14 protein-coding genes and 1 pseudogene are annotated in these 21,624 nt (G+C 59.8%); 5 read left to right on the top strand and 10 right to left on the bottom strand.

Annotated elements, in window-relative coordinates; translation table 11 throughout:
• Window positions 1–5 precede the first annotated feature (5 nt).
• Window positions 6–5,456 carry an alpha-2-macroglobulin family protein gene (locus ASE71_RS29890; protein ID WP_060521826.1) on the bottom strand — a complete coding sequence of 1,817 codons (5,451 nt, stop codon included), beginning with the start codon at window positions 5,454–5,456 and terminating at the stop codon, window positions 6–8.
• Window positions 5,457–5,674: 218 nt separating this feature from the next.
• A complete protein-coding gene (locus ASE71_RS29885) occupies window positions 5,675–6,340 on the bottom strand; it encodes a GntR family transcriptional regulator (protein ID WP_051659493.1) in 666 nt (221 codons plus the stop codon).
• 252 nt (window positions 6,341–6,592) lie between these two features.
• On the opposite strand from ASE71_RS29885, the gene ASE71_RS29880 reads away from it, so the two are divergent.
• Entirely contained in the window at window positions 6,593–7,492 is a 900-nt protein-coding gene (locus ASE71_RS29880; RefSeq protein WP_060521682.1) for a GNAT family N-acetyltransferase, read from the top strand.
• Window positions 7,493–7,761: 269 nt separating this feature from the next.
• Here the strand turns inward: ASE71_RS29880 and ASE71_RS29875 are convergent, their stop codons facing one another.
• The 7 genes from ASE71_RS29875 to ASE71_RS29850 all read right to left on the bottom strand — a co-directional run bounded on the left by ASE71_RS29875 (window position 7,762) and on the right by ASE71_RS29850 (window position 17,452).
• Window positions 7,762–9,318 (bottom strand): TniQ family protein, encoded by a 1,557-nt coding sequence (locus ASE71_RS29875; protein WP_060521680.1) that lies wholly within the window; start codon window positions 9,316–9,318, stop codon window positions 7,762–7,764.
• The gene (locus ASE71_RS29870) at window positions 9,315–10,412 is read right to left on the bottom strand and encodes an ATP-binding protein (protein WP_060521679.1); all 1,098 of its coding nucleotides are present in this window, start codon (window positions 10,410–10,412) and stop codon (window positions 9,315–9,317) included. Before ASE71_RS29870 ends, ASE71_RS29875 begins: the two co-directional genes overlap by 4 nt.
• Window positions 10,413–10,414: 2 nt before the next feature.
• On the bottom strand, window positions 10,415–12,619 hold the full coding sequence (locus ASE71_RS29865) for a Mu transposase C-terminal domain-containing protein (protein ID WP_060521677.1): 2,205 nt from the start codon (window positions 12,617–12,619) through the stop codon (window positions 10,415–10,417).
• A 35-nt stretch (window positions 12,620–12,654) separates the two neighbouring features.
• Window positions 12,655–13,227, bottom strand: a complete 573-nt coding sequence (locus tag ASE71_RS29860; RefSeq protein WP_060521676.1) for a hypothetical protein — start codon at window positions 13,225–13,227, stop codon at window positions 12,655–12,657.
• Between the two features lie 57 nt (window positions 13,228–13,284).
• The gene (locus ASE71_RS29855) at window positions 13,285–14,334 is read right to left on the bottom strand and encodes a hypothetical protein (RefSeq protein WP_156400769.1); all 1,050 of its coding nucleotides are present in this window, start codon (window positions 14,332–14,334) and stop codon (window positions 13,285–13,287) included.
• A 632-nt stretch (window positions 14,335–14,966) separates the two neighbouring features.
• Complete coding sequence (locus tag ASE71_RS36080) at window positions 14,967–15,137, bottom strand: hypothetical protein (protein ID WP_156400768.1); 171 nt, start codon at window positions 15,135–15,137, stop codon at window positions 14,967–14,969.
• A gap of 1,589 nt (window positions 15,138–16,726) precedes the next feature.
• The gene (locus ASE71_RS29850) at window positions 16,727–17,452 is read right to left on the bottom strand and encodes a hypothetical protein (protein ID WP_060521672.1); all 726 of its coding nucleotides are present in this window, start codon (window positions 17,450–17,452) and stop codon (window positions 16,727–16,729) included.
• Window positions 17,453–17,698: 246 nt separating this feature from the next.
• Between ASE71_RS29850 and ASE71_RS29845 the strand changes: the two genes are divergently transcribed.
• The 4 genes and pseudogenes from ASE71_RS29845 to ASE71_RS35390 all read left to right on the top strand — a co-directional run.
• Window positions 17,699–18,424 carry a hypothetical protein gene (locus tag ASE71_RS29845; protein ID WP_156400767.1) on the top strand — a complete coding sequence of 242 codons (726 nt, stop codon included), beginning with the start codon at window positions 17,699–17,701 and terminating at the stop codon, window positions 18,422–18,424.
• A 1,201-nt stretch (window positions 18,425–19,625) separates the two neighbouring features.
• Window positions 19,626–20,312, top strand: a complete 687-nt coding sequence (locus tag ASE71_RS29835) for a hypothetical protein (protein WP_060521669.1) — start codon at window positions 19,626–19,628, stop codon at window positions 20,310–20,312.
• Between the two features lie 191 nt (window positions 20,313–20,503).
• Window positions 20,504–20,995: a hypothetical protein gene (locus ASE71_RS29830; RefSeq protein ID WP_156400766.1), complete on the top strand. Its 492-nt coding sequence runs from the start codon at window positions 20,504–20,506 to the stop codon at window positions 20,993–20,995.
• Window positions 20,996–21,122: 127 nt separating this feature from the next.
• Window positions 21,123–21,245, top strand: a pseudogene (locus ASE71_RS35390) (cold-shock protein); the annotation flags it as partial.
• Between the two features lie 45 nt (window positions 21,246–21,290).
• On the opposite strand, the gene ASE71_RS29825 reads toward ASE71_RS35390, so the two are convergent.
• Window positions 21,291–21,623, bottom strand: coding sequence for an HU family DNA-binding protein (locus ASE71_RS29825; protein ID WP_274533453.1), 333 nt, complete (start codon window positions 21,621–21,623; stop codon window positions 21,291–21,293).
• Window position 21,624: the final 1 nt, after the last annotated feature.

The following is a 21,624-nucleotide window of genomic DNA, read 5'->3' as shown; positions in this document are numbered from 1 at the left end:
CTTGCCTATTGCGCGGCCAGCACCTCCATGCGCCCGGTCGCGGTGCGGGCCGAAAGCTGCGGCCGGTACATGTCCTCGACAGTTGCGGCCGGATGGTCATAGGTGCCCGGCGTTACCGCGCGCACGACATAGGCCAGCGTGACCTCGCGGCCGGCGCCGATGCTGCGGTCGAGTGCTGCGACGAAGCGGTCGTTACGGAACTCCGTATGGGTCGCGGTGATTTCGCCGAGCCACTCGAAATTGCTGAGCTGGGCACTGTCGACGAGGCTCGGATTGTCGATCTGGAAACCGGCCGGCAGCAGGTCGGTGACCAGCACGCGCGACGGCCAGTCGTTGGCCTCCGTGACTTTCAGCACGACGACGTAGCGTTCGTTCTGCCGCGCTTCCATGACGTTCGCCTCGGCTCCGTCGAGCGTGTAGTAGGTGCGCTCGATGGTGAAGCCGTCGCCGCCGGCCGAAAGCGGCTGGGCGGGGGCGGCGACCGTGGTGACCACGGCCGAAACCGGATCGGCACCCTGGTTGCGGATCACCACCGGGTGGGTGATGAGCGCGTCGCCGGTCATCTGGGCGGCATAGCTGCCGGACTTCGATGCGCCGTTGACGTCGAGCGCCATGTCCTCGTCGCCATTCTGGATGGCGCGGGCGGCAAGCAGCATCCAGGCCTGTTCCTGGGTGCTGGTATAGGTCTTCTGTTCCCATTCGCGGGCGACCATTTTCGATAGCTCTGGAACGATCGGCGGGACCGGTCGGCTTTCGGCCGCAAGCGCCAGCACCGCCGCGCCGTCACGCAGCGACGAGCCGTAGTCGGAGCGCGACAGGCTGACATTGACGAGGCCCGTCGACATGTTCGCCGCGTTGGCAAACGTGTCCTGCGCCCCTTGAGCATCGCCATACAGCGAAAGCGCTGCGGCGATATGAGCCTTGGCGAGCGGCGTCGGGAAATCGTTGATCAGCGTGTTTGCGTAATAACGCAGGTCGTTGATCGCCGCCTTGCGATTGCGGGCAAGCACGTAGAGCGCATAGGCGATCTCGTTGCCGCGATCCTTGGCGTTGGTGTCGTAGCTGACGCCGTTCTGCAGGTTTTCCAGCGCCTGAACCATTGCGGCCTCGGGCACGTCATATTTCTGCTCGCGGGCGCGGGTCAGGAAGTCGGTGACATAGGCGTCGAGCCAGAGGTCGCCGTAGCCCGGGCCCCAAAGCCCGAAGCTGCCCGACGAGGACTGGTTGGAGAGCACGCGGTAGATCGCCTCCTGCACCCGTTTCGTCACGCCCTCGTCATCGGCAAGGCCGGACTGCTTGGCGAGTTCGCTCAGGTAGAGCAGCGGCAGCGCGCGGCTGGTCGTTTGCTCCGTGCAGCCATAGGGATAGCGATCGAGGGTCATCAGCAGTGCCGGCATATCGAAGGCGGCAGAGCGGGTGACGCTGAGGTTGACGGAAGCGCCCTGCAGGATGCTGTCGGCGAGCAACTGCCCGTCGACCGTCAGGCTGCTTCCTGGCGCGATCGAAACCACTTGTCGCTGTGTCACCGGCAGGGTTGCCGGACGCACGAGCAGGTCGAGCGACTGCTCGAGCGAAAGGCCGTTGGCGCCGGTCAGCGCCACGGTGACGACGCCGTTGCCGGGATATTGCCCGACGACCGGCAAGGTGATGGAGGAGCGACCGCCCTGGTCCAGGGTGACCGTGCTGCCCGTCCCCGGTTGCTCGACCGTGGCTTGGCCACTGGTCGTCACATGGATCTGGTAATCGCCGGCCGGTGCGTCGGTATTGGCGATATCGAGCCTCAGGTCCGACCGGTCTCCGGGCGCCAGGAACCGCGGCAGGCTGGCGGTAACGACGACGGGGTCGCGGATCACCACGTCGCGCGTGGCGTGGCCGACACCGGATTTCGTCCAGGCAACGGCCATCAGTCGCGCCGTTCCGTTGAACTGCGGGATGTCGAAGCTGACGGTTGCCTTGCCGTCGCCGTCGAGCTGTACCGGTCCTTCGAAGAAGGCGACCAGCTTTTCCGTGGGCGGGCTGCCCTGAAGCGCGACCTGGCCGCCATCGCCGCCGGTGCGCAGTTTTCCGGTCGCGCCGAGCGAGCCGTCGATCAGGCGACCGTAAAGGTCGCGGATTTCAAGGCCGAGCTGTCTCTGGCCGAAATACCAGGCTTCCGGGTTCGGCGGCTCGTAGCGGGTGAGATTGAGAATGCCGACATCGACGGCGGCGATCGTCACATAGGCTTCCTCATTGGCACCGGCACCGGCGACCTGGAGGCTGATGTCGAGCGGCTGGCGCGGCTCCATCTTTTCGGGCGCGTTAAGCGTGACGGCGAGCTTGCGCTCGGCCGGATCGACGGTGAGCCATTTGATGCCGATGGCGCGCATCGGCATGCGGCTTTCCTGGGCATCGCCCGGCCGGTAGAGCGTGGCGGTGACATAGGCGCCGGCGCCCCAGGCGTCGGTGACCGGCAATTCGACTTCGCCGCCTTCAGCCGCAATCGATACCGTCTCGGTCGTGATCAGGTTCTCTGTGCCGACGGTGACCAGCAGTTCGCCGGCAAAACGCGGCGAGACCTTCAGCTTGGCCGTGTCGCCGACCGCATACTTCTCCTTGTCGAGCGCGATCTCAAGGCCGTCAGGCGTTTCCGTCGAGGTGGCCGCGACATACCAGCCGGCGTCGAATTCGACGCTCGAAGTCGGGCCATCGACCGCGGCCGTCTCGACTTCCAGGCGATAGCGCCCCCAGCCGACGGGCACGGAGATATCGCCGCCGTCTTCCGTCAGGTCGACGCTGCCGTTGGCCACCTGTTTGGTGGTAACGACGGGCTCGTATTTCCAGGCGCTGCCGTCGCGATACCAGTGATAGTTCCGTTCGACGCTGATCAGCTTCCAGAGGAGCCCCTGCATGGCGACCTTGCTGCCGGCCGGATCGACGGCGATGACGCGGAACTTGCCGACGGAGTTTTCGGCGAGCTCACCCTCGAATTCCGGCTTGATGCCGAGCATCGGGCCCTCGGCGCGCACCGGCAGTTTCAGCGAGCGCTCGACGGCGCGGCCGCCGGCTTCACGCATGCGAACGGTCACGGTGGCATTTAGCAGCTGCGTGGTCGAGGGCACTTCGTCGATGAGGACGTCGAAGCTGGATTTGCCTTCTTCGTCGAGCGACGAAAGCTCTTCGAGCGGCAGGCGCGTGTCTTCGCTCGCCTCTTCGTCGGCAAGACCGAAGGAATAGCCCTTGAAGGCGGCGTTTTCGCGTGTCGGCTTGATCGTCACTTCGCCTTCAAGTTCGAGGCCGGCAGCCGGTGCGCCATAGAGATAGCGCCCGTCGACTGCCACGCTTGCCGTCTCACCGACGGCGATTTCCTTGGCGTCGCTGGTGAGATCGAATTCGGTGCGATCCGGCACGAAGTCATCGATCAGGAACTGCTTCTCGCCGATCGCAGGCGACTTCGGGTCAGTGAAGATCTGCATCGTCCAGGTGCCGCGCATGGCGTTTGCCTGGGTGTCGAGGTCGAGCGTATGGCCGCCGAGCTTGCCGCCGGCACTGGTCATGCGGCGATATTCGACACCATCCGGGCGGAGGAAGACGAAGGTCAGCGGCAGGTTCTCGATCGCCATGCCGTCAACGTCACGGGCAAGCGCTGCCGCATGCACGGTTTCGCCGGCACGATAGATGCCGCGCTCGGTCCAGGCGAGAATGTCGATGGCGCCAGGAGCCGCGCGCCCGGTGACGCCACGATCCGAAAGGTCGAAGCCGGCGCGGCTCATGTCGAGGAAGACATAGTCGTCCTCGCCCTTCTTGGCGGTGATGACGGCGGGCGTGAGGCCGGCCGTGCCACGGATCAGTCCAGCAGTGAAGGTCACGCGGCCGTCATCATCGCTCACCGCCGTGCCGAGGATCTCGTTGTTTTTGGCGACGAGCTGCAGTTCGACGCCTTCGATCGGCTCGGCAGTCGCAAGCGAGCGCACGAAGACGTTCAGCCCGTCTGTGCCGGCATAGGTGGAGATACCGATATCGGAAACGACGAACCATTGCGTCGCGCGCGCATCCCATTCCTGGCTGATACCGGTGGTCGGTGCGGCGGTTAGGACGTAGACGCCGGGCTTGCGTTGAGGCAGTGCCTCGTCGACCGGGAAGCTTGTGACGACCTCTTTGTTGACGTCGCGCTCGATGTCGATCGAGCCCTGCCAGACGAGTTCGCCGATCTCATCCTCGATGCGCTGGGCGCTGTAGCCGTCGAGCTGGGTCAGGAACTGCGAGCTCTGCAGCACCTGGGCGATGCTGCGATCGCCGACGCGGTAGAGTTTCAGCTTGGCGCTGTCGGTGTTGACGGAAACGAGCGGGATGCCGCGGCGCGCGGTCGACGGCAGCACGAAGCTGTCGCCGGTGAAGCGCACCATTTGGGCGCGGTCCGCGACATAGATATCGAGGGTGACGGGCGCTTCGAGCATTTCGTCGACGGTGGACGGCAGGCCGGCGCGAAGGGTCAGCTTGTAGCGCTCGCCATGCGATAGGCCTTCGATGCAGATCTGGTCGCCCTTCGCCTCAAGCGCCTTTGGCGCAGCACCATTGACGGTGACGAAGGAGGCATAGTCGGCGCCGCTCTTCAAAAGCTGCTCGGAGAACTGCACGCAGGCGCGCGGCGTCGCAGCGTCGGAATCGATCGTATGTTCGACGACGCGGAAGCCCTTGCGCTGCTTAAGGTCGAGATAGGCTGCCTCGACCGATTTTGCCTTCACCAGTTCCAGGCTCGCCTTGTAGGCGTTCAGTGCGGCGCGGAAATTCTCGGCGCCTTCCAGCGATTTGGCCATGACGGCAAGCGCATGCGCCCGGCTCTCGGTGGTGCGGGTCAGCTCGTAGCCGTTGATCGCGGCGATCGCCGCCTGGATCGATACGCTTGAATTGTTGGTGATGCGGTTCGCGGTTCGCGCCGCCTCCAGCCAGAGTTCGGCGTCATCAGGATTGATCGCCAACGCGCCCTGGAAGGCCTTCAGCGCATTTTCGATATTGCCCATGCCGGCCTGGCCGCGTGCCATGTCGATGAGCGTATTGACGCCCATGCCCTGCTGATCGTCGGCAAGGGTAAGATTGGCCTTGGTGTTGCGGGCGTCCTGCAGCAACTGATCCGACAGGAATTTCAGGCGCGGCGGCGCCCCGATGTCGGCTTGTGTGACCTGCGGCTGCACGACCTTGCCGGCGATGGCGCCGGGGAAGGTGTTGAGCTGGTTATAGTCGGACTTGAGGAAGCACCACTTCACCTTGGGATTGTAGGTGAAGGCGCGGCAGGCCTGGTCCGCGATGCATGTCTGCTGGCATTCGTCGAGCGAGACGTTCTGTTCGGTCCTGAGGTCGAAACCGAAATAATCGCCGTCCTGAGTGATCTCGATCTGCCGTCCACTCTCCTGGGCAACGGCGGGGATGCCGGCGGTCAAAAGCGACAGGAAGAGGGTGGAAAGGCCGAAAAACGCGCGCACAGACATCAAGTCCTCCCAACGCTGCCGGTCTCGATAGAGGCTTCACTTTTCAGGCTTCCGCCCCGCTTGTCAACCGGAGAGCAGTCGACGTGCGGCGCAATTTCAGCGGGAGCACTGCTGTGAAGGATCGAGCATCGATCCGGAATGAAACACGATAAAACGATATGTAAATCAAACTATTATGACGGTCGGCCAAAGCCGCGGGAGAAACCGCGCCGCTAGCCTCTTTGTTCTCTCAGGAAGACGGTCAGCGAGCGACCGGCATCGAGGATATGATCGCGCGTCAAGGCGCTGGCCCGCTCGGCGTCGCGCGCCACACAGGCATCCAGGATCGCCTTGTGTTCGCGGCGCGCACGCGCGACGCCCGAGGTTAGCGTCAGCTGCGCCCGCAGGTAACGGTCGATGCGATCGAGAGAGGCGCGAACGATCTGCAGGTAATAGGGGCGACGTGCTGCCTCGTAGAGGCTGTAGTGGAAGTTGCGGTTGATTTCGCCCCAGCGGTCGGAATTTTCCTCCTGCTCGAATTCCTCGCAATGCTGGCGTGCAAGGTCCAGCGTACGGCGGTCGAGACTGGGTACGGCAAGCCGAATGACCTCCGCCTCGATCAGTGCGCGGAACTCGAAAATCTCCTCGATTTCCTCAATCGAGAGGCCGGCGACAACGGCGCCCTTATAGCGCTCGGTGGTAATCAGCCCATGCTGCTCCAGCCGTGAAAGCGCCTCGCGCACCGGAATGCGGCTGGTGTTGAACATCTGGGCGATGTGGTCCTGGCGCAGGTTCTCGCCTTCGGCAAGGTCGCCTTCGATGATCGCCTTGCGCAAGGCCTCATAGACGATATCGGCCGCTGAGGCGGCTTGCCTGACATCGACGGCGTCGAGTTTCATCCTGTTCAAACCCCGCTGGCCAAGCCCCTCGGCACGGCGAATTCGGAAGCGTTTTCGCGCTGTTGGTCAACGGTCATAGGTCCAATCCGGGCGCCGGGCAACAGAGCTTTGGAAAGTAGGCGCGACGATCTCGTCGCCGGAACCGGAAATCGTCTGACGGAGGAAAGGTCTCTGATGAAGCGGAGCGGCAGAGCGTGATATGGTCGAGCTGCGAAGCCAGCCTTGTCTTGGAAACCTCTCGTGGTGTTACCAATGCCGCTCGTTTACAGGCCCGCTCGAGCCGACGAATTGGCTGCGACCGATGCACTGGTCGTCTCAAGCATCAACGATCTTACCATTCGGCACGGCTTCGGCCCGATGGCGGCGACAAGCCCTCCCAATTTTCAGCTTTTTTGCCTTAGGGACGATCCGGACGGCCTCTGGGTGGCCGAAGAGGGCGGGGGCATCGTCGGATGCGCCTGGAGTTGGACTTGCGGGGATCTCTGGTTTCTCGCCCAGTTGTTCGTCGATCCCGCTCAACAGGGCCGGGGCATCGGAAATTCGCTGCTGGAACGAACTCTGGAACATGCGCGCAAGTCAGGCGCAGCCCACAAGGCGCTGATCACCTTCACCTTCAATCGGGTGTCGCAGGGGCTCTACATGCGACACGGCTTCTTTCCGCGCACGCCGATCTATTTTTTCGATGCCAGGCGAGAGGCAATGCGGATGTTGCCGGAGACGGTCCTGCGCGCCGTGCCGATCGAACCCGATGCAGCGACCATGGAGACGCTGGCGACGGTCGATCGCTGCGCCATCGGCGTATCGCGGGACAAGCATCATCGCTACCTGCTTGGCGATCTGGCAACCCGAGGGTTTCTGTTTTACGCCGGCAGCGATCCTGCCGGATACGGCTATATCGGCGCCAACGGGCACATCGGCCCACTCGCCGTCCTGTGGCCCGACCATGTTCAAGATGCCTTCGCGGCCGCGTCGCGATTGGCCGCCGCGGGCACGTCTGAGAGGATTTCGGCCTTCTTGCCCGGGGCATGCGACGGCGCTTTGAGCCTTGCGGTCAATCAGGGGATGCGGATCACGTTTCCAATGCTGCTGATGGCGTCTCCCGGTTATGGCGACTGGACGCGCTATCTGCCCCGCAATCCGGGGTTCATGTGAGCTCTTGAGGTGTGCTCGAGGCGCTTCCATGTCGCTGATCGAACTCAAAGCGCAGCTATTTCGACGTCGCTGCCGACAAGCCGGTCGGCGGACTGTCACGGCGTACGTTTGCTGTTGAAAGTAAGCACAAATTGCCCACCCCCTGTGCAACCTATTGATATCATTGGACCGGAAATCGCCAAGAGTAAACCTCGATTCCCAAAAGAAACTCTCAAATTTCCCACGGAATATCGCCAAAAAAGAAGCCGGGCATCCCCGGCTCGCTTTTTTCAGGACATCGCCGACATGGCGAGTGATGCTTTCGCGTAGCAGTCCATTGGATAGATGTTCATTCCTATTCGGTGCTCGGATATCACCGGAGCGATGTCCAAAGAGTTGAGCCAGCCGTTTGGCTCAAGGCGGGTCTTCCGGGAAACCCATTTATGGAAGGACGGCCCAAGTACGTATTTTCGGCGGAACTCCTCTATGTCGGCTCTTCGTATTCGCAGCGGCGACTGCTTGGTAGGAGCATCGATTTCTGTCAGATAGCCATCGTCAATCAAGGCAGCCGTGAGATCTTCATTCGTGGTGCCGAGCTTCGCGGTTGCATGCGCCATGGTCAGCCATTCGGCCGGCACGAAGTTCTTTTTGTCGACCGCTGCGGCCAAACGGGCCGACAGGGAAAAGCGCTTGTGGGCCTCCGAGCCGGCAAAGCCGCTTTCAAGCAGGGCGCGGGCGACGTCGGTAACCGCCTCGGCTTCGAAAGTCATTCTGGCGACGACCCAGGGGCTGAGACCCAACGGTACCAACCTTTCTTCTTCCAGGGCTGCCCAGAGGATTGTGAAAGGGATCTCATATTCCTTGGAAGCGCTGTGGATCGAGTGAAGTTTGCGTCGGGTGACCGGTTCCAGGAAGTCTTCATTTGGACTCAGCGGAAGCATGTCTCGAGCGACGCTTTGCATGATCGCCAACAGGTCACGATAACCAGGCACATCCTGATGGAATAACATCTCCGCGGCCAGCTCGCGATAGATGATCAACGCGGAGATCTTTCTTCTTGGCGTGTAGTTGCGGGTGATGGCGGACGCGAGAAACTCACGAAAGGCGTTCTCCCCGGTCGCGAGGATGGCGAAACCGTCAGGCGCGCAGTCGCGGATTACCTTTTCGTCTGCGCGTGGTGAAACAGCAGTCTCGCCCCTTGTGACCATCCCTACGACGGTTGCCAGGTGGCCCACTGCTTGCAGCGGGATAGTGTCGAGCCAGAGACCTGAGGCCGCGCCAGCGAGACGGGCGAGCACGAATTGCTGGAAGTCCGTGTTCACGGCGGGCTCCGTCCGTTTTTGACACTCGGCCAGCGACGTTTGGTTCGACCGCAGATATAGCGCGAAGTCGGGACCCAGTTGCCACCTGAGCGCGTCGAACTCGACGAATGTCGTTTCATGCACGGGGCATCCCTGGATCAAGCGTGGAAGCCAGATGATCCTGCCGTAAGCTCGAAGGCCAGGTCGACCCGTTCCTTGCTCTTCGTCTTCGAGCAGGCACGATGGGCAGAAGCGCTTCTGGCTCGCGCACGCGAAATCCCGGGTGAATTGATGGCCTCGAATAGTGAGACGCCTCTTTTCGTAACGCGTCAGGGTCGCCTCGACGCTCTCGGGAGTATCGCCCAGCGCTGCCGCCGCCTCATACACATCTGGACTCGCTCCCGCTGCCACCTTGCGAAAGCGAAGACCGAACACGCTCGCAAACGCGGACGCGGTAGGCTGACCGTGCAGGGCGGCGACCCGCGAGAAGTGACTCGCCAGGGATTCGTCCTGACCGCGGGGCAACGTGAGGGTCAGGTGTCTCATGGCCGGTCTCCGAAGGCGACGGTCTTCTTTTTGGACCTTGGCATTGCGGCGGCCTCGCTGAACGAACTGCGCCAGTCATGGTCTTCCGGTCTGGCATACGCGCGAAGCGGTTTGAGACTGACCCATGCGTCGCCCTTGAGACGAAAGACGTTGTTGTCCGGTGTGCATCCGGTGAAAGAGTCGTAAGTTGCAGCGAAGTCAGATTTCTCCACGACCGCGCGACCTGTTGCGATCACGATTTCCGCTGCGTCTCGGATCATCTGGATGACGGACCCAAAGTCGCCATCGCTCGCATGACTGAGGCGAGCAGCGAAATCGCCGTCGAGGTCTTCCCCCAATTGAAGCCCCGCGTGTTCTTGGATGACCTTTCCAAGGACTTCGCGGATGCTCTCGAGCCCACGTTTGCCGTGGAGCTTCTCGAACCTGATGAGAGTCCTCCGATTGAACAGCTGTTTTTCGGTCGACAAGAATTCGTCGAGTGGCGGCACGCCCGCAAGAATGAGCCGCACAGGCCAGTCAGGCATCTGCACCAAGTTCTTGAACGCGTCCGCGATCTTTTGGGCCTCAATACGGTTTGCCGTATTGACCGCATGTTGCGCTTCGTCGATCAGCACGAAGAGTACCCTGTGGGCCTTGAGCTCGTTTCGAAAGAGGTCCCAGGCCGCGTTCTCCTTGATTGTCGATTTCACGTCCACGCCCAATGCCCTTAGCCCTTCCTGAGCCAGCAGGTTGGGGGTGCATGGGGAGGGTGCTTCGTACCCGAGGAAGGGCGAGTACATGGTTCCCTGGAGCAGGTACTGACGCATGGCGGGAATTTTTCCCGTATGCTCCAGCAGCGCACGCGTCTTCCCTGATCCGGAATCCCCGCAAACAGCAAGAATGCGCCTCTTGTTGGGGTGTTTGCGGCCACCGGGACGCTGTCCGGCAATGTTCAGCACCAACCGTTTCAAGGCGAGTGCCACCGCCGGATCGCGCCCAAGGCCGAGGTAAGGAATGTGGAACTTGTGCACGCGATCCGCCATCTCGAGTTCCTCGGGAGACAGCGTAGAACGCAGTTGCGCGATGGCCTCGGCGTAGTTTTCCGACCAATCCATTTTCATTCTCCAGTGCTGTCGTAAGAGTTGTCGAGCGTTAGGTCGCCGTCGCCTTCAGAAGGAGCGGCGTCATCAGTGGCGGGCAGCTCACGCGGGTCGACCCAGCCGTCCGGTTCCTCCTTCTCGGGAGCCTTCTTTTCCTTGCTCAGGTCGGCAGCGGTGGGGAGCCCGGTGATGCCGATCGCATCGTAGAACTCTTCGGACAGCACCATTTCCTTGACAAAGTCCTCTGGCAGGGAGCTTGCCTTGTTGGTGATCTTGATGGGGAAGTCGATCTTCTTCTCCCAGGCTAAGTAGACGTCCTCGGTAAGGCCCTCGTGCGAGAGGCCGGCTTCGATTTTCATCATTTCCCCATGGGCGGCCATGTCCGCCTTGGCCTTGCGGAGCGTAGAACGGGATAATTCCGCCTCCTGGAGGTTCTTCTTGCGCAACTCACTGCACGCGGCCGACCAGGCCCAGTAGCTCATGCCCCGGAACTCTTCGTGAACCGCGGGGACAGACACCCATCCATCACCGTCCCAGACGGATACTGCTCCGAGGTTCTGCCGATCGATCCGGATCAACACTTCGGGGTTACGACGGCGGCGGCGAATGTGCTGCAGTTCCCGCGACTGGTAATGGATGCCGAGGTAGCGAATGCCGTTTGCGGCGATCGTCCGCATCACGTTGATGCCGAAGATGTGGCGACGGCGCTCACCCGTCGGTGGCGGAGTGATGCCGAGCTTCCGGAGGCGCTTCCAAGCATTGCGAGGTGTCTCGCCGTTCAGGCCTGCGTGGGGCGTGTTGTGATAGACGTCCACGAAGAACCGGGTGAGGTGAGGCGCAACCTCGTCAAAGGTCACGCTGGCCTCCTCGTCGGGATTACGGTCTCCTTTGGCTTCGATCGAACCCCAGGTGCGGCCGGTCAGCTCCTCGAGTGCCTGGATCGAGCAGGTGCGGAAAAACCGCTCGATCGTACCGCGCGCGGAGGCCTTTCCAGCGGGGGGCAGGAACAAGGTCGCGCCGAGGTCCGCGACAGTTACGCGGAAGGCTGTCGCGGTGTACCAGGTCGCCGAATCCACCGCGATGGACGAAGGCGTAAGCGCGAACTCCCAGGGATCGATGCAGCCATAGGCTTTGGCGATGGCGGTCTTGTCGATCGTCGCCATTTCAAGCGTACCGATCGCTGTCGTGCGGGAGGGAGCCTTGCGATGCACTCGGAACCCAAGCAAGCAGCGAGAAGCCACGTCGATGATGGCCGTCATCCACAGCGTGATCTTCGGCACCCGCTCCTTCTGTTCGGGGGTCAGCGTTTTCCAGAAGGGGGAAAGCGAGAGCAACGTTCGAAGGTCGATGCGCCATTCGTCCATTTCCGCGCGCTGCCCGAGGCGGATGACCTCCTGCCCGCGGTGGATGGCGTTGAACTTCCGCGTCGCCGCTTCCTCGCCGTTGCGCCCAAGTTCGATGAACGCGGGAGGCAGGTCGTTGACCCGGTTCTGGAACGTCTTGAGCGAGGGGACCTTCAGCTGCTTGTCCGCCGGCCGCTCGGCGTTGAGAAGATCGATGGCGTCCTTCATCTTGCTGTGGAGGCGATACATCGGAAGTCGTTCGTCGGTTGCGTACTTCAACGTGTATTCGCGAAGCAGCGCTTCGACTTCGGCGTCGAAGTAGGTGTTCTTCTGGCAGCGGCCGCGACGGCACACGAGCGAGTGCGGGTTCGGATCGCGCTCATAAGTGCGGATCCAATTGCGAAGAGTACGCCAGCTGGGAATTGCCCGCTGCGTTTTCCACGTCTTGCCCGTCTGAATCTCCTTGAACATCGGGGGAACGAACCGGCTCATGCTGGCGTCCGAGCGCGTGCACTCGGGGTTGTCCGCTTCCATGCGGACGAAGCGCTCGCTGAACATCGTCTTGAGGAGCACTTCTTCCTGATCGTCCTCGTCGAGGTCGCCCACGAAGGTCTGCGGGTGCATTGCAGCCCGTGCGCCTTCGGGAAGGTAGCGGCCCGGGTAGTAGACCAGGGGATTGATCGGATCGTCGAACATCTCCTTCATCTGTTCGTCCGTGAACCCGACGTGGATGTCGTTGGTCAGGTTCAACAACAGGTGTCCACCCGGCTCCGCCGAGACGAACTTGAATTCATGGCCGAAGCGGGTGAAGCCATCTCCGTGATTGAAGACAAAGATCGGAACGATGGGCTTGTTCGGTTCGAAAAAGGCAAGGGTCATGTCAATCTCCTTGGGAGTTTGGGATTGGACTAGCTTCAGGAACGGCCATGGCGGACTACGCGGAAGCCTTCAGCCTCGGCGATGTCCAGGATGCGGGCGATGAAGTCCGATGCTTGCGGCATGCGAGCACGCTCCCTTTCAAAAGCTCGCTTGCGCCTCGCTTCGCGGTCCCGAATGCGCTGCATGGCGCTGGCCAGCCTGCGCTCAAGTCGCACCCGGTGCTGGAACGTCCTCAGGGAAGGCGCGGGTACGCGGGACGGACATTCGCAGTCGTTCTTCAAGCTGCGGAAAGCCTGCTCGGCGGTAGGATGAGGGGGCTGGAAGACGCCGTCGATCGAACGCTGCTGCCGTGCCTCGATACAGCGCTCGTCCTGATAGGCAGCAAGCCACTCACGAACGACGACAGGGGGCGTGGCACGTACAAGCTCGAAAGCCCCCTGCCATGCGCCCTCCAACGAGCACCCCTGCCAGAGCAGGGCAACCCGGAAGGCCTCTTCGAAGATGTCGTAGTTCGTGGCGTTGGGCGTGTGACCGCTGTTGTGCAACTGATAACACACGTCGAGCTTGAGGCGACGGAGTGCTTCGAAGGTTTTCGTGGGCATGCGCATGGGAGCTCCTTTTCGGTTCCGGAGTGGTTGCTGGCAGAACTGGATCGATGACGCGGGTCAGTTCCGGAGATGCACGACGTAGGCGTAAGGCGCGTCGCGAAGGGTCCGGTCGGGGTAAGCGAGCTTGAGGAAGCCGTCGTAGATCAGGCACCACATCGCGTTCATGGCCGCGGCGAAGTCGGGAAAGCGGTTAACGACTTCGTAGATGCGGAAGATGCCGGGAACGCCTTCCAGGAACGCCTGGAGCTCTTCGCAATCGGCTTCGTTGCGATAGCGGCGCGCATGCACGATGTGCTCGGCGTTGTCGCCGCGCGCGATCGTGAGGTTGCGTTCAGTGAGGATGAGTGCCTGGTCCGCGAACCCGTGCAACTTGGGCTTGATCCGCTTGATGACATCGCGGATGCCGCTCGACTCGAGAAGATGGCTCGGCTTGACGGCGATGGCCACGCGACGACCGTCCGCGAATGTTGCCCGATAGTCGAAGGTGTGCTTGCGGTGAACGCGTTTGGCATCCCGATAGTGCACAGCCGGAGGCTGATCCTCCAGGTGCACGACGTCCTTGTTTGCCAGGAGCATCATCGCGCAGCGCATCTCGTGCGTGCTTTCGAAGCCGATCGCGCGCTTGCTAGCCGGATCGACAATGTAGCCACGGGAATGTCCTTTGGTACGTTCCGCGGGCTTGCGGGTTCCGGTGGATTTCTTCGTGGGTACCCACTTCTTGTAGACAAGCGGCTGCCCGTCCTCGTCTACACCCTCGACGATTACGTCTCGTCCGGAGGAAATCGCGTCAGCGACGAGATGCTCACGGGCAGTTTTGATGTTGTCACGATCGATGCCGGCTTCACGGTCTTTCATGAAGCGGAGGATTTGTTTGGCGTTCATGGTCGTGGCCTTTGCTAAAAGGAGATTGAGGACGGGGAGCCGATGCTCCTGGACGGCTCGCTCGGGCCGCCGTTTGGGTTTGGGTGCGAGAACGGCAGGTGATTGGCGGTCCAGTGAGGCGCTGCGAGAACGCTCAACGTTCTCTGGTGGGCACCCACGTGAACGGCCGTGCTCAGGCCGAGCCCTGTGCCCGAGGTCGAAGCGCGCGCGCCGACTGTCGGGCATGGAAGGAAGACTGGGAGGACCCGGTTTCGCATCCGCGTTTCTGTGTGTGTAAAGCACTGTGGTGTTCCTCGAATTTGCGCATAGCTTCGCCATCCCGCATTCCGAAGGCGGGCCGAAACGTTGCGTCTGAGCAACAGTCGCGCGAGCGCAAGCGTTCGAAGGAGGGTGGACGGCTAGCCCCGATCGGAAGCGTGCTCGAAGGCAGTCGGGCGCGGATATCCGATCCAGCGCATGGATGCGCGTGGTCAGAGGTGAGCTTGGGCCGTTACTTCTTTGAACGAGAGCGATCGCGATCCGCGCGATCGGCGAGCAGCGGGCTACCGAGCCATAGCTGCACGATCACGCTGACGGCTGCGTATTCGCAGCCTCGCGCGAAGGTCGCCGGATAAAACTGGTCTGCGATCGTTGAGGAAGTGACACATACTCTTGCTCCGGATATGGGCCGTCGATGATCCGATGTCCGATGCACCAGCCAAGGTGCGGCCATTCAAAGGTTAGCGTAGCCTATGCAGGTTATGCTTTTCATCGTGATGCCTTCCGGTCGTCCACCGTCTATCGTGGCGGATGTCACTCACGCAACAATAGGCATATGCAGGTAAACCGAAAGTTAATCACGTCCCGTGGACCGTTGGTTACTTGGTCCTAGATAAGGTATGGATAGGGCCGCCAGGTTTTCCGAAGTGTTCCGAGAAGAAGAACGGGTCTTCCGGAAACTGTTCTGCAAGATCATCGAAAGTCTGCTCTTCGGAGTAGACGTCGATATCGGCGAGATGAAGTATCAAGGTTTGCTTCTTCATTTGCATATCTATCTCCATCGGCTGGATGCCGAGTTCGTTCGCAGGCTTGCTGCGAAGCCTTGTTGCGATAGTATGAGTCCTTGAAGACAACCAGCGGTAGGCACCCCAAGGGCGCACTTCGGCGACCGCGGGTCCGCCGGAAATGCCGGCGCGCGCTTACTGACCGTTTTCCGGTTGATTTTTCCCGTGCGACGCAATATATACGGATTGACGCGCGAGCCTTGGACTCGAGAAGGTGCTTAGTGCCTTTCCGGTTCGAGTGTCTGATGGGCACACAGAAACCTCGGTTTGGGTGTGCGATTAGTCATCCCGACAGATAGCCGGGGTGGTCGTGTTTCGGAAGGCGGACGTCGTTCTAAACTATCCAGCCTCTCTAAAAAGGGTCACTCGCCAAAAGTGGCCCTTTTGCTTATTCGGAGCCGGCTTCCTCTTGCGAACCCGCCGCCCGATCCAACAGATTTAGAATATTTTCAGCGGATATAGAAGAGGGTTGGCGTCAACAGCGCCTCCTTTGACTGCTCGGTGCATCGTTCACGGAGCGAAAAACGACGCCTATCTTTACCCCGAGCAGAGGACATAATAGGCAGGCACGGGCGTCCATTTTGTCTTTCCGATTTTGCCGCAAAAAATGGTCCGGCCCGCGATCGTAGCTCAACTATGACGAATTCCCCTGCCGAAGCAGCGGTCCCGCGTCGGAAAAACCGCAGCTTTTTCTGATCGCTTGTCGAAGTCTTGATTTCGTTATTCACGTCTGGATTCGGCCGGCGGCATCGATGTCTTGCATTTGATCTCCACTGACGCTCGGTTCGCGCAGAGGACGGCGTCCGAGGTGTTGCCGCGATGATGTCTTTCATTCTTCATCGCGGCGGCGTGACGGTTCCCCGCAGATTCCGGGCTTCGATTGCGCGTCACGCGTGATTACCTGCTCACCGGGAAAAAGGGTTGGAGTCTTTCAATTTCTTCGGGCGCGGCCGCGCGGGTTATGGGCGGGGCGTGTCATTGGACGTGGTAATCGGTATCTTGCTTTTTTCACCCACACGTTATCTGCGGGCCGTTTGTCCTATGCCGCCGGTGGCCGACACCCTTACGTTGAGCACGTTCGATGCTCCGAAGGGGTTCGCCGCTATCCGCGGCCCGGCCTTTGCATCGTCCGTCACGCCGTCGGGACCGGCGAAGCCGCCTTAATATCCGGGTAACTGAAACGCGTTTCGCGCAACGAAAAATGCGGGTCGATTTGAGGAAAAATTCGCTCAAAAAAAGTTCAAGACGCACTCGCTCGGGGGGTGAAAACAGGCGTCGTTGATCGAAAACGAGAGCTCAAATAAGGCAGAAGAAAGGCAAAAAACGGCGATACCCACCCAAGATAAGGGTGACTTTGAAGTTCGGCAGTGCACAGATCGAGGTCTCCTAAAAAGGGAAGGACCTCGCGCAGCATGATCAGAACTGCTCCGCATTGTAGGCGACGTGGGGTGGGGCCGTAGGCTGACCCATTTGCCCGAAGGCTGGAAAGCAGGCGGCGCTATCAAGTTCGGACGACTCTAAAACAGCTTGCGGCTCGTGTGACAATTTCGTCCGCCATTCGCGGTAATCGGTCGCTACGCAGCTTCATGCCGCCATTGGCTGGTCATCCTCAAGCTTCGCTCGATCCTCGTTTTGGTCGTGAACAAATCCTCCTCGATGCTCATGATGTCCGGTTCCCTCTGGGCAATTCTGAACTCTATCATCCCCAACAGGCAGTCTCTGATCTCCGCGAAGACCTTGTCGCACCGGCTCCAGTGATTGTGGCTGCCGTGCTTCGCCCATTCGACCGCGCATGCCAGCAGCCGGATCTCTTCAACCGACTTCAGCGTACGGTAGTCAAACCTGGAAGTCGCCGCACGGAGTTCACGCAGCTTACACTCCGCCGTCCGCTCGAAATACATGGGTGTACACTCGAAGGTCGCGTCTTCTTCCGCCAGTTCTTCCAACGCCTCGCGCGCTTCTTCGCTATCGTCGATCAACGGACAGAATTGCGGGGAGAGGAACGCGTCGACCACTTCGGCTTCGGCATAGGTCGGCGCTTCCAGGACAGGGCCCTTGTCGTGAAACCAAAGATGGCGGTATCCGCCCTCGACGGCTTGCGTCCAAAGTTTCAACTGTTCAGGAGGGAGAAGGTCGCGCGGGGCGGACGAGATATCCCGTGCGGTACTGGCCTGAAACAGGAAGCCCGTACCGTACGAAGTCACTCCAAGCCCATGACGATGCCTATCGTATCGATGAAGGACGCTGACACCGTCTGCGGATAGATGAAACAAGCTTGCTTCCAATATATTCGTGAGCATCGGGTCCCCTCACAGCTTTTCTGGCGTTCGTGTTAATAAAAATTGTTCTGTCATTGTGAGGCGGTGTCAATATAACTTAGGAGGGTACCGTGAAAAATTTGCGGCACTAAGCATATTAGCCCGTCTTCATGGAAGTTTGCTTCGATTGACCAAAAAAGGAGTTGCCAGGGGCAACTTTTCAGTTGCCTATGTCTCATTTCCGGAGAACCATAAATGTAGACAACCGCACTTAGGCTCTCTGAATTCATGACACACACAGACAACGCTACCTGCAAAAAAATGCTCGTGACGAGCACCCGCCACATTTCCGAACGAACCATCTCGCTTCTCCGGGCAACGGATCCGTACGACTGGCCATATGGAGGAGGGCCGATTGGCAAATCCGGCTTCTTCTATAAGTCGATGAATCGAAACGGCGGTTATTTGCCGTCGGATCTCTTTACAGTGCTCTCCTGGGCTGCAGACAATGAATTCGACAGCGTGACGTTTTCAGACACGGCTCCGGTCATCGAACAGTTCGAAGTGTATCGAGAGCCAGGCTCATACGGAGATGAGTTGATGTCGGCGAAGACACCCCAGCATCTCAAATTCCAGCGCAGCCTATACGACTCCGCGCTAAGCGCGTTGAGCGTCGGTGAGCTTGCGTTCGAAGTATCGCCGGAGAATGTTGCGTTCGCATTGACCGCAGGGCTGGAAACAGTGGACCAATATCTCACTGCGCACGAGGACGAAGGTTTGTGGAACATCCCATTGCCAAGCCTGCAGTGGATCGCCGACGTCGCAACCATCTATTTGGACAAGCGTAACTACAAAACGGGGACGTGGGACGAAAGCATCGCCGCCGCCGGCCAGCTCCATCGGATGCTGAACTTCGAGCTTGAGCGGTCAAAGAACTTGCCACTTGACCCGCAGCAGCGGATCATCCGTGGCCTCGCCGAACAGATCAGGTTGTTCCTTCAAGAGCCTCTTTAGGCGGATATTCGCGGTGTCAGAGGCGGTTACTGCGCGTCGCGCGGATATCAATTAGTGTTATATTTCCGACAACCACTAGAACTAGGCTTGCGGCCGACGAAATCCCGAAGGACGATAATGGTCATAGACCGTTGATGGAATTCTCGTCGTGAAAAAGTCTCGTAACATTCGTCTTGGCGGATATACGCTTCGGTTTGCTCCGCCTCCGCCTCCGCTTCCGTTGCCCGTTTCTAGCCCCGAGGCACGCGCGGCAGTAGATGCCTTTTGCAAACATGTAAATGAGCTTCCAGTCCAGGCGGTTGAGATGCTCGAAGTGTCTGACACGGGTATCAAGTTTCGCAGACGTGCGGGCCGGGTTAAGTCAAGCGCATTCTGCGCCGACCTTGGCCTTCACGGAACGAAGGCAACTTCTGAAGCCGTCGCGGCGGTCTTTCAGCGAAGCGATTTGCGGACAGACCTTGAGCACATGTACGACGCAGTTCAGGCCCATAACCTCTCCGAAGCAAAGTTTAGGGCGAACATGATCTCCGCTGCCGTGTATGTAGAGGCAAACTAGAGCGTTCGCATTAATGCGGCACTGTGAGATGCCCATGAAGAGGGCAGCGCCGCTCCAGGGTGCCGGCGAAATTGCCGGTGCCCGCCAATATTCGTTCCGCCATCGAGTTGTGACCCCGTTTGACGTCAAAGCCCTGATGTCAACCGCCTGACATCAGGGTTTTGCTAGTTCAGTGAACCTCGGGCAAGGCGCCCTCGTAAGCCCGGGCCGACTTCACGAAATCACGTACGGACTGCTCGGCCTGACGCATGTGGCGAGAAGGCATACGCGTATCGCCGTAGGCCTTGACCAGGAAGTACGCGAACTCAAGTGCCTCGCACTCGAGGGAATACCGATTACCCCGATTGCGTTCGCGGCAGGGAGGCCGGGAGCCAATGGCGCCACGACCGCATTGCGCGAGTAGTCGCGAGCCGGAACGGTAGCGAGATGGAGACCATTGCGGTCGACTACGAACGCTTTCCCATCGAGCTTGCCGCAGTCGGTTTTTATGTGTGATATCCAAGTCTTTCTGGTGTTTATCTGCGTTCAGTTTTGCAATTTTTATGTAGCATCTAAATTTATTTCGGTTGATAATCTTTAATATGCGGAGATATTATATAGTAATATCCATTGTAGTTATTGGGTATACAAGCCAATGAGGTGTTTATGATTAAGGGAACTATTCCGCTGCGCGAGTACAGCGACGAGGAAATACGCTTTCATAAGTCGGAGGTGTTTCGGCTCTCAAGGGAGGAAGCGGCCGAGGAGTTGCTGGTTGGTGCGCTAAACACGCTTAACCAGGAGCACGTACCTTCAGCTGAAATCAGGTTTAGACCGCGCGACGCGTCTCGAAGGCGTTCATGGCCAAAGGCTTCCTTCGTTGATGCCCACCAGGCGTATGTGGACGGCCTACAGTCGTTTGACGGGATCGCGCGAAGGGCTCGGGGTCCGCAGCATCTGGCAGATCTGACGGGCGCTCTGTTCGCACTCATCGAGACTGCCAATAAGATTGCGCTCGAGGGCTGGGACGTGAACTGGAGGCAAAACGTCCAGTGGGCACTCCGAGGGTCACGATACGGGCTTTCCGACTATTCGCTCGTAGAGCGTTACGAAAACCTCCCAGACCGCACCACGCTATCCGAGCGCCTTGAAACTATTGGCGGTCCGATATTTTACAAGCAGAAACGGAAGCGCGAAAAGCTCGGCAAAATCACACCCGTCTTATTCGGCGGTGAGGTGGAAAGGGCCTACGGAGCGGTAATTCTGTCGCTCAACACGGGTGTAGGACGCCGCTATTGGAGCGACTGGATCGTTGACGAGCGAGGCGGGTGCTCCCGGCTGCTTTCGGACTAACTGCCACGGCGACGGGCGCATGATTGAGCGATGCGAGACGACTGTCAAAGCGTTGGAGCAAAACGGTTTTGTTAGTCGCTTCGACCGCTGTCTCTTGACGAAGTGCCACCGCGCGTGAGTGCTCTTGTTGCTGTTTGGGCCTACGGCTGAAGTGTCAAAAAGGTCAACGTTCCCAGGTCTCGAAGAAAACAATGCGCCAGCGATCGTTAGAAGGCGATAACGTGCGTTGCGCCAATCCGCCGGTGGCCTCACGATTAACTAACCGAGGCGAGGATACGCTGCATATGCAGGGCACAGATTTGACCACACGGGAAATAGAGCGAGCCGGACGGCTAGATCGCGAACTAGATAGCCGGCTTGGTGCCGTCCTGCCTCAGGCGATTGAAGCAGCAGATTACGCGTGGAGAATTCTCGCAACGGAAATCCAACGTCTCGGGTACTCGGTTGAGAAACCAGTCCCTGAGAATGAAACGTTGTACTGTTACTTCGACGCCATAAAGTGGGACGCGCTTGAGATGTCGGATTCTATTTACTGGTCGCTCTCAGACGAAGAAAGGGAGAAGGACGATCGGGACCTGGAAGATTTTGAGGCCAGCTATCTGCTTCGGGAAGATTACTCTGCGCGCATCAAAGCTCTCGCATTCTTGACGGTTGGCAAGAACCTTGTTTGTCCCGAATACTGACGATCAGTACCTACGGCCGTGACGCACGCGTTCGCGTGAGCGCTGGCGTCGTTCACCTGCGCTTTCATTGTCTAATCGATTCAATATTTTACCGCAGTGCACTCGATCCTGGTGTTCTTTCTGCGACTACGTTCATGTCTCAGCACTGCAATATGGAGACATCCTGAAAGAAGGGCAGGCGGTATCTTACGACTTGGGACAAGATCGCAAGACGGGAAAATCAAAAGCCGAGAACGTCAGGGCCTTCTGACGACAAGGCGCGAGGCCCCGGCGACGCCGGAGCCTCGTTCGTTAACTACTTGTTGAGCGCATCCTTGAGCGCCTTTGCTGGCGCGAAGTTCAGCTTCTTGGCGGCCGCGACCTTGATCATCTGCCCCGTCGCGGGATTGCGAGCCTCGCGCTCCGGGGTGTCCTTCACCTTGAATTTGCCGAAGCCTGGGATAGACGTTTCGCTTCCAGAGACTGCCGCAGCGGTGATTGCCGCAAATACCTCCTCAACGACCGCCTTGCCCTGGACCTTAGTCAGCCCGTGGGCCTTCGCGATGTTCTCCGCGATTTCGTTTGTTGTTGTCATGGTTCCCCCCTTGTTGACGCGGGAAACCCTGGCAGGCTGAAGAGTTGTTGTCACC

The organism is Ensifer sp. Root954 (genome assembly GCF_001429005.1).
GTDB lineage: Bacteria > Pseudomonadota > Alphaproteobacteria > Rhizobiales > Rhizobiaceae > Ensifer > Ensifer adhaerens.
Note: the sequence above shows the minus strand (reverse complement) of the source record. Positions and strands in the feature narration are given on the sequence as shown.